The sequence below is a fragment of the Streptomyces sp. PU-14G genome (assembly GCF_041028275.1).
Lineage (GTDB): Bacteria > Actinomycetota > Actinomycetes > Streptomycetales > Streptomycetaceae > Streptomyces.
Map to the genome: position 1 here is coordinate 26,057 of NZ_JASKYT010000041.1, position 9,270 is coordinate 35,326.

Genomic DNA, 9,270 nt, shown 5'->3' on the forward strand with positions numbered 1-9,270 from the left:
GCGGGGCGACCGTATCGTAGGGAGAAACGGTCAAACGAAAGGGTTACCGCCGTGCGCGAGGGGGCCGCCGCCAGGCGGGAGAGGGTGCTGGAAGCGGTACGGGCGCGGGGTCAGGTGCGGGTCACCGCGCTGGCGGCGGAGCTCGGCGTCTCCGTCGTCACCCTGCGGCGCGACGTGGAGGAGCTGGCGCGCCGGGGCGAGGTGCAGCGGGGGCACGGGGTCGCACGGTCGCTGTACCCCGTGCCCGAGCAGCGCGGGGCCCCACCGGTGGACGCCTCGGCCCCTTCGGTGGGACTGATCGTCCCTGAGCACCACTCCTACCTCTTCGAGGCGGTGCGCGGCGCCCGCGCCGCACTGGAGGCGGCCGGGGTGCGCATGGCCCTGCACATCGCACGGCACCATCCGGGCGCCGAGGAGGCCATGGCCCGCCAGGCGTTGGAGCAGGGCGCCCGCGGCCTGCTGGTCTCGCCGCGCTGGCGCGGCGCTGCGGCGTCCGCGCTGGATGCCACGTGGCTGGCCCAACTGCCCGTACCCGCCGTGCTGATGGAGCGCAGGCCCGCGCCGGGCTCCCCTCTGCACGCGCACGACTCGGTGTGCAGCGACCACTGGTACGGCGCGCACCTGGCGCTGGACCACCTGGTCTCGCTGGGGCACCGGCGCATCGTGCTGGCGGCGCGGGACGACAGCCCGACCGCCCGCACGCTGCGGGCGGCCTTCGCACACATCGCGTCGGAGCGGCCCGAGGTGGAGAAGTGGGCGGTCGTGCTGACCGCGGGCTCCGCTGCCGCCTCGGCGCCCGACCCGACGCGCCGGCCGGGGACGGACGAGCAGGAGGCGTCCCTGGTGGACCTGCGCGCCGTGCTGCGTGAACACGGCGCGACCGCGGCGGTGCTGCACGCGGACGTGGACGCCCTGATGCTGGTGCAGCAGCTGCGTGAGGGAGGCGTGCGGGTGCCCCAGGACTGTTCGGTGGTGGCCTACGACGACGTGGTGGCGGCGCTGGGCAGCCCGCCGCTGACGGCGGTGGCCCCGCCGAAGGAGGCGATCGGGCGGGCGGCGGCCGAGCTGCTGCTGCACCGGCTGGGGCGGCCGGCGGGAACGGCGCCCGAGGCGGTGCGCCGGCTGGAGCTGCTCCCCGAGTTGAAGGTGCGCGGTTCGGCCGTGGAGGCCCCGGCGGGCTGAGCGAGCCCCTCGGGCGCCCGGCCCGGTCAACTCACGCCGTCACTCGATCGTTTGACCGCTTTTCTTTCTTCTGATCGTTCCATTGACCTCATTCGTTCGAGCGATCAGTATGCCGGTGTCCCCCTCCTCTCTCGAAGGAGGCACCCCTCGTGCACGGCCGACGCTTTCCGCGGCTCGCCCGCAAGACCCGCACCCCACACACCGCCCGATCCCTCCTGACGGCGCTCGCCGCGCTGCCGCTGCTGCTGACCGCCGCCTGCTCGGGCGGCGGCACCACAGCAGGGACGGCACGCGCCGACGCGCCCGTCCACCTGACGTTCTGGTCGGCCCTGCGCGGCAGCCAGGAGGTCGTGGACGCCTACAACAACAGCCAAGACCGCGTGCACGTCGACTTCGAGCAGGTCCCCTCGGGACAGCAGGGCGGCTACGCGAAACTGAGCAACGCCGCCCGCGCGGGCAACGCACCCGACGTCGCGACGATCGAGTACCCCCAGGTGCCCGGCTTCGCCATCGACGGCGTGGCCCGCGACCTCACCGACCTGGTCGACGACGGGCTGCGCGAGAAGCTGCTGCCCCAGGCGCTCGACCTGACCACGTTCGAGGGCCGCACCTTCAGCGTGCCGCTGGACGTCGAACCGATGGTCTTCCTCTACCGCCGCGACCTGTTCGACAAGCACGGCATCGACGTCCCCCGCACCTGGGGCGAGTTCGAGGAAGCCGCCCGCGAGGTCAAGCGCGCGGCACCGGGCTCCCGGATCGCCACCTTCCCCACCGACGGCGGCCACCACCTGGCCGGGCTCGCCTGGCAGGCGGGCGCCCGCTGGTTCGACACCCGCGACGACACCTGGACCGTGTCCATGACCGACGGGCCGACCCGCAAGGTGGCCGCCTACTGGCAGCGGCTCATCGACCAGGACCTGGTCTTCCTGGGCCCCGTCGACACCCAGGCCGGTACGGCGCAGGTCGGACGCGGTGAGGTCTTCGGCAAGGTGACCGCGGCCTGGGACGCGGGCGGAATGATGTCGGCCCAGCCGGGCCAGAAGGGCAAGTGGGGGGTGGCCCCGCTCCCCCAGTGGGACGCCCGCCACCCGCGCCTGGGCGTGATGGGCGGCTCCACCTTCGCCGTCACCAAGGACAGCGCCCACCCGAGGGCCGCCATGGACTTCATCGAGTGGCAGGTCTCCAGCCCCGACTCGCTCAAGGCCCGGCTCTCCAGCGGGATCAGCACCCAGTACCCGGCCGTCGGCGGTCTTGTGCCCGTCGCCCGCGAGGCGATGGACACCAGCTACTTCGGCGGGCAGGACCTCTACGCGCTCTTCCAGCGCGAGGCGGCGCACATCTCGCGGCGCTGGACGTGGGGACCGCGGATGACGGCCACCCTCAAGACCGTGCAGACCGGGCTCGCCCGCGCGGGCGGCGGCGAGGGCACCGTCCTCGACGCCCTCGAAGAAGGGCAGCGCTCGACGATGCCGGACCTGAAGTCCCTCGGGCTCGACGCGCGGGAGGGTCCGCGATGAGTACCGCACCGACACCCGCCACCCCCTCGGGCGGCCTGGGCACGGACGGTGGCCGCGCCGCCACCCCGCTCCCGGACAGCCCCCGGACCACGGCCCCCGCCGGGCGTGCCGCGCGGGCGCGGCCGGCGGCGCGGCGGCGCGCGCTGGGGGCGTGCGCCGCGCTGATGACGCCGTTCTTCGTGCTGCTGGTCCTCGTCTTCCTCCTCCCGGTGGGCGGCGCCGTCTACCTGAGCTTCTTCAGCGACGACCAGCCCGGGCTCGGCTTCGGCCCCGAGCGCACCGTCTTCGCGGGACTGCGCAGCTACGAGGCGGTGCTGACCGACCCCACCTTCCTGGCCGGGCTGGGCACCACCGCGCTCTACTGCCTCGTCTACCTCCCGACGATGGTCCTGCTGGCGCTCCTGCTGGCCCTGCTGCTCGACTCGGGAGCGGCCAGGCTGCGGCGCACCGCGCAGCTGTCGCTGTTCCTACCGCACGCCGTGCCGGGCATCATCGCCGCCGTGATCTGGCTGTACCTGTACACGCCGGGGCTCAGTCCGGTCATCGGCCTGCTCGGCAAGGGCGGCATCACCGTCGACCTGCTCGGCGTGGACACCGTGCTGCCCTCGATCGTCAACATCGCGATGTGGAGCAACCTCGGCTACAACGTCGTCATCTTCTACGCCGCGCTCCAGGCCGTACCGCGCGAGTTGACGGAGGCGGCGCTCGTGGACGGCGCCGGGCCCGTGCGCACGGCGCTGCGTATCAAAGTGCCGCTGGTGCGCAGCTCCGGCGTGATGGTCGTGATGTTCACGCTCATCTGGTCCCTCCAGCTGTTCACCGAACCGATGCTGCTCAGCCAGGCCACGCCGGTGGTCGGTGGCCGCTACACGCCGAACATGTACATCTACGACGCCGCCTTCACCCGGAACAACTACGGCCTGGCCGCCGCGGCCTCGGTGGTCCTGCTCGCCGTCACCGTCGCCCTGTCCTACGGGCTGAGCCGGTGGAGCAACCGCGATCGCCGCGCGGGCGGCCCCGGCGAGGAGGGTTCCCGATGAGCACCCCCACCACCCCGCGCACCCCGCGCGGGTCCGGCACCCCGCTCGGCCCCGGCACCCCACGCGGGTCCCGCGCCCGGCGTACGCGCCGCGCCGCGCGCGCCCCGCACACGGTGGCGTCGGCCAGGCCCCGGCTGCTGGGCCGGGTCGCCGTCAACGCGGTCGTCGGGCTCTCCGTCCTCTACACGCTGCTGCCCGTCCTGTGGCTGCTGCTCGCCTCCACCAAGAACCGCGGCGCGCTCTTCCGCAGCGACCTGCTCTCCCTCGGCGACTTCTCCTTCGCCGACAACCTCTCCGCCCTCTTCGCCATGGAGGACGGCATCTACGGCCGCTGGTACCTCAACAGCCTGCTGTACGCGGTGGTCGGCGCGGCCGTCGGCTCGATGATCAGCGTCGCCTGCGGGTACGCCTTCGACAAGTACCGCTTCCGCGGCAAGGAGAAGCTGTTCGGACTCGTGCTGGCGGGCGTGATGGTGCCGCCCACCGTGCTGGCCCTCCCGCTGTACCTGATGGCGTCCGAAGTGGGGATGGTCAACACCTTCTGGTCGGTCTTCGTCCCCGTCCTCTTCAACCCCTTCGGGGTGTACCTGGGAAGAGTCTTCAGCCAGGGGTACGTGCCCGACGAGGTGCTGGAAGCCGCACGGGTGGACGGCGCGGGCGAGATGGCCTCCTACTTCCGGGTGGCCCTGCGCATGCTCGGGCCCGGGCTGGTGACCGTCTTCCTCTTCCAGCTCACCGCCATCTGGAACAACTTCTTCCTGCCCATGGTGATGTTGTCCGACCAGAAGCTGTTCCCGGTCAGCTTGGGGCTGTACGTATGGAACAGCGCGGCCGTGGTGACGCCCGACTACTATCCCGTCGTCATCTCCGGCTCCCTCCTGGCGGTCCTGCCGCTGATCGCCGCCTTCGTCCTCCTCCAGCGCCACTGGAAGTCGGGCCTGACGGCGGGCAGCGTGAAGTGACCACGCCCGCCCCTGGGCCCGGGGGCGGGGACCCCCACCGCAACCACTCACCGACGCCAGGAGCCTCATGCCCGGCACCAAACCCGCCGCCGCCCTCGCCATGAGCGAGAAGGCCGCGGACGCGGTCCTCAAGCCCGCCGCCCGGCGCCGCCTCGGCGAGGCCGTCGACCTGGCCCCCGCCCTGCTGACCGACTTCGCCACGGCGGCGGCCAGGGAAACCCTCGCCACCACCGAACTGCTGGTCACCGGCTGGGGCTGTCCGCCCCTGAACGCCACGGCCCTCGCCCACGCACCGCGGCTGCGCGCCGTGGCCCACACGGCGGGCAGCGTCAAGGGACACGTCACGAAGGAGTGCTGGGCCCGCGGCATCGAGGTCTCCTCCGCGGCGGCGGCCAACGCCGCGCCGGTCGCCGAGTACACGCTGGCCATGATCCTGCTGGCGAACAAGCGCGTCCTGCCCGCGGCCCGCGCGTACGCCGCGCGACGAGTCCGCGAGGAGTGGCTCTTCGCCGATCCGACGCTGGGCAACTACCGGCGCACCGTGGGCATCGTCAGCGCCTCCCTCGTCGGGCGCCGGGTGATCGAGCTGCTGGGCGCGCACGAACTGCGGGTGCTGCTCCACGACCCGTACGTCACCGAGGCGGAGGCGGCGGCACTGGGCGCGACGAAGACGGAGCTGCCTCAGCTGTTCGCCGCGTCCGACGTGGTCAGCGTCCACGCGCCGCTCCTCCCCGCGACCCGCGGCCTGGTGAGCCGTGAACTGCTGGCCCTGCTGCGGGACGGCGGAACGCTCGTCAACACGGCACGGGGCGCGGTCGTCGACCAGGAGGCGCTGACCGACGAGGTGCTGACGGGCCGCCTCCACGCGGTACTGGACGTCACGGAGCCCGAGGTGCTGCCCGCGGGACACCCCCTGTGGGAGTGCGAGAACGTGCTGCTCACCCCGCACCTGGCGGGCTCGCAGGGCAACGAGCTGGACCGGCTCGCCGAGTTGGCCGTCCAGGAGGTGCACCGCTGGGCGGCCGGTGAGGGGTTCGCCCACGCGGTGCTCCCCGAGCGGAGGGAGTTGCTGGCGTGAGGGGAGCGCGAAGGGGGTGTGGCATCAGGGCAGCGCGAAGGGAGTTGTGGCCGTGAGGGGGGCGGCGAGCAGTCCGAAGCCGCTGAGCCTGCCGGCGGAGGACCGTACGTTGAGCCCCCGCACCGGCTACACCCGCGCCCACTGGGAAGCGGTGGCCGACGGCCTGCTGCGGGCCGCCTGGCGGTGGGCCACACCGCACGGCGCGCTGCTTCACCTGCCGGGGCGTGCCTCCGTGTCGGGACCGCGTTCGGACGGTCTCGAAGGGTACGCCCGCACGTTTCTCGCAGCGGCGTTCCGCGTCGCGGGAGCGGGCGGCCAGGACCCGGACAACCTGCTGGAACGGTACGCCGACGGGCTGCGCGCGGGGACCCGCACCCCGGGCCGAGCGGACGCCGAGTCGTGGCCCGAGGTGCTGGACCACACGGTCGCCGGACAGCCGATGGTGGAGGCGGCGTCGGTGGCGCTGGCGCTGCGGCTGACCAGGCCGTGGCTGTGGGACCGGCTGGCCGAACCCGCGCGGGAGAGCGCCGAGGCCTGGCTGCGGGGCGCGCTGCGACGCTCCCCCGCGCCGAACAACTGGTACCTCTTCCCGCTCTCGGTCGCCGGGTTCCTCGACGCGGCCGGGCGCGGGGACGCGGAGACGCGGGCGGCGGCCGAGAGGGGCCTGGGGCTGCTGGAGAGCTGGTGGCGGGGCGAGGGCTGGTACGCCGACGGAGACGGGCGCGCCTTCGACCACTACAACGGCTGGGCCCTGCACCTGTATCCCCTGCTGCACGCCCATTTGGCGGGCGAGGAGGATTTGGCGGCGCGGTACGGGCCACGGCTGCGCGCACATCTGACGAGCTTCGCGCCGCTGTTCGGCGGCGACGGCGCCCCGGTCCACTTCGGCCGCTCCTCACCTACCGGTTCGCGGCCGGGACCGCCGTCGGCCTCGGCGCGCTGACCGGACACACACCACTGGCACCGGGCGTCTCACGCCGTCTGCTGAGCGGAACGCTGCGGTACTTCCTGGACCGGGGCGCGCTCGACGCGGACGGGCTGCTGTCGCTCGGCTGGCACGGCGCGCACGAGCCGACGGTGCAGCACTACTCGGGCCCCGCGTCTCCCTACTGGGCGTCGAAGTGCTTCGTCACGCTGCTGGTGCCGCCCGAGGACCCGCTGTGGACGGCGGTCGAGGAGGCCGCACCGAGCGAGGGCGCCGACCGTGCGCTGGCGGTCGCCGCGCCGGGCTTCCTCATCCAGTCGACCGGCAGCGACGGACTCGTGAGGCTGCACAACCACGGCAGCGACAACGTGCACCCGCACGAGGGGGAGGCACACGCGCAGGAGGACCCGCTGTACGCGCGGTTCGCCTACTCGACCCGGACCGGGCCGACCGCGCGCGACAACCCGCCCGACAACCACCTCGCGCTCCACCTCCCCTCCCGGCCCGGTATGTGGAGCGCCCGCAGACGCATCCATCCGCTGGGGGCCGGCTCGGCGCGAGACGGCGGCTGGGGCTGGGCGGCGTCCTGGCACCGCCCCGTCTTCCCCGCGGGCGTTCCCCGGGTGCCCGGGTTGCGGGTGGAGAGCGTGACGGCGGTGCGCGGCCACTGGGAGGTGCGGGCGCACCGCGTTCTGGGCGCCCCCGCGGGCACGCGCCTGAGACTGACGGGCTGGGCGGCCGGTGACGAGGTGGCCTCCGCACTGCTGCCCGCGTACGGGCTGGAGGCGGTCGATCCGCTGCCGGCCCCGCACGGCACGGCGTACGCGCGCTGGGTGCGGGTCCCGGCGTTGGAGGGCGAGGTGACAGGTACCGGGGTGTGTGTGGCTCTCGTGTCGCTGGGCGCCGGCACGGACCGTACCCCGGCGCCCGAGGTCTTGGTCACCCACACCACCGTGACGATCACGTGGGGACGCGGGGCCGGCCGGACCAGCATCGGATTCACCCCGCCGATGGCGGAAGCGGCGGAGGCGGCGAAGGACGCGGAGGCGGCGGAGGCGGCGGACGGGGCCGGGTAGCCGGCCGGGAGCCCGCATGCCGACTGCCCGCCACCCCGGGGGAAGGTGGCGGGCAGTCGGGGCACGTGTCCGTACAGGCCGTACGGCTCAGCACGGGCGGTACGGCTCAGTACGGGCGGTACAGCCGGTACGGCTCAGTACGGGCCGTTGACGTTGTCGATGGAACCGTACTGGTCGGCCGCGTAGTTGCACGCGGCGACGATGTTGGCGACCGGGTCGCGCAGGTCGTTCGCGGTGCCCTCGACGTGGTAGGCGTCGAACGTGGGCTGGATGACCTGGAGCAGGCCGATCGACGGCGTGCCGTTCTGGGCGTTGATGTCCCAGTTGTTGGCGATGTCCGGGTCGCCGCCGGACTCCCGCATGATGTTGCGGTGAATGCCCTCGTACGTCCCCGGGATGCCGTGCTGCTTCATGACACCCAGCGCCTCGTTGATCCAGCCGTCCAGGTTGTCCGACTGGGTCGTGTGGACCTCACCGGAGGGCTGAGCGGCGGTCTGACCCGCGCCCTGGGGCTTCTCGCCCTCGTCCTCGTCCTGCTTCGCTTCGGCGGACGCGGACAGGGTGAGCTGCTGGCCCGGACGGATCAGGTTCGGGTCGTCACCGATGGTCTGCTGGTTGGCCTCGTAGACGGCCTTCCAGCCGCCCTCGACGTCGTGGCTGGTGGCGATGCGGTACAGGGTGTCGCCGCCCGCGACGGTGTACTCCTGCGAGGCGTCGGACTTCTGCTCGCTCTGGGCCTGCTGGGTGGCCGCGGAAGGCGCCTGGGCGTGTGCGGCGGCCGGAGCCGGCGCGGCGTTGGCGCTGCCCGCGGTCAGCAGCGGAGCGGCAATTCCCGCGCCGCTCGCGGCGAGCACGAGAGAAAGGCGGGAAAGACGACGGGTGTGGAACTGGTGACGCACGCGGCCACGAAGGTCACGGAACATTGGGGGTCCTCTCCTGGCGCCTGCGAGGTGAGCTGTCGGATTCGGGCTGGAGTGGCCCGGTCGGCTCCGCGCACCGAGCACGCGCAGCCGACTTCACCCCAAGCCGGGCCGCGGTGTGCGACACGGCACTTACCTGGGTCCCCCGCTCCTGCCGAAAGGATCTGGTGAGCATTCCACCGGCCGGGCGGCAGGATTCGGCGCCCCGGTAGTGGATCTCCCGACGGGCGTGGTTGTCGGAAGCGAGGACACGGAAACACAGCGAATTCGTTCCGAACAAGGCGAGTGCGGGGAATTACTAAAAAGCCTAGTAATTGATCAACGAATTTCTCGACGCTGCGCTGTGGATCATTTTCTCAGCGTGAAATCAGGATGCGCTCCGATTTCTTCGAAATGGCCCTGCGCGCAAGCCTCTTGACGCTCGGAGGCGATTCCGGACGCCACGCGGGGCAGTCCGGGTGTGACGTCCGACACGAAGACCACAGAAACCGGGCAAATCGTACCTAGTAGGCCATGACGGCTCTTGTGGCCATAAGGAGAGTGATTGCTGACGGTTTCGCCGCCCACCCC

7 protein-coding genes, 1 pseudogene and 1 riboswitch are annotated in these 9,270 nt (G+C 72.6%); of the genes and pseudogenes, 6 read left to right on the forward strand and 2 right to left on the reverse strand.

Annotated elements, in window-relative coordinates; translation table 11 throughout:
• The first annotated feature begins 51 nt into the window (after window positions 1-51).
• The 6 genes and pseudogenes from AB8Z75_RS07800 (at window position 52) to AB8Z75_RS07825 (ending at window position 7,780) form a co-directional block, all read left to right on the forward strand.
• Complete coding sequence (locus AB8Z75_RS07800) at window positions 52-1,182, forward strand: substrate-binding domain-containing protein (RefSeq protein WP_369200656.1); 1,131 nt, start codon at window positions 52-54, stop codon at window positions 1,180-1,182.
• Between the two features lie 149 nt (window positions 1,183-1,331).
• Entirely contained in the window at window positions 1,332-2,699 is a 1,368-nt protein-coding gene (locus AB8Z75_RS07805) for an ABC transporter substrate-binding protein (protein WP_369200657.1), read from the forward strand.
• A complete protein-coding gene (locus tag AB8Z75_RS07810) occupies window positions 2,696-3,739 on the forward strand; it encodes a carbohydrate ABC transporter permease (RefSeq protein WP_369200658.1) in 1,044 nt (347 codons plus the stop codon). Before AB8Z75_RS07805 ends, AB8Z75_RS07810 begins: the two co-directional genes overlap by 4 nt.
• On the forward strand, window positions 3,736-4,701 hold the full coding sequence (locus tag AB8Z75_RS07815; protein WP_369200659.1) for a carbohydrate ABC transporter permease: 966 nt from the start codon (window positions 3,736-3,738) through the stop codon (window positions 4,699-4,701). Before AB8Z75_RS07810 ends, AB8Z75_RS07815 begins: the two co-directional genes overlap by 4 nt.
• Window positions 4,702-4,768: 67 nt before the next feature.
• Window positions 4,769-5,779 carry a hydroxyacid dehydrogenase gene (locus tag AB8Z75_RS07820; RefSeq protein ID WP_369200660.1) on the forward strand — a complete coding sequence of 337 codons (1,011 nt, stop codon included), beginning with the start codon at window positions 4,769-4,771 and terminating at the stop codon, window positions 5,777-5,779.
• 52 nt (window positions 5,780-5,831) lie between these two features.
• A pseudogene (locus AB8Z75_RS07825) lies at window positions 5,832-7,780 on the forward strand (DUF2264 domain-containing protein).
• 134 nt (window positions 7,781-7,914) lie between these two features.
• On the opposite strand, the gene AB8Z75_RS07830 reads toward AB8Z75_RS07825, so the two are convergent.
• Together AB8Z75_RS07830 and AB8Z75_RS07835 are read right to left on the reverse strand one after the other, a co-directional pair.
• Window positions 7,915-8,634 carry a transglycosylase SLT domain-containing protein gene (locus tag AB8Z75_RS07830; protein WP_369200661.1) on the reverse strand — a complete coding sequence of 240 codons (720 nt, stop codon included), beginning with the start codon at window positions 8,632-8,634 and terminating at the stop codon, window positions 7,915-7,917.
• Between the two features lie 72 nt (window positions 8,635-8,706).
• Window positions 8,707-8,880, reverse strand: a riboswitch (cyclic di-AMP (ydaO/yuaA leader).
• 168 nt (window positions 8,881-9,048) lie between these two features.
• Window positions 9,049-9,270: hypothetical protein (locus tag AB8Z75_RS07835; RefSeq protein WP_369200662.1), on the reverse strand; the 222-nt coding region annotated here is incomplete at its 5' end.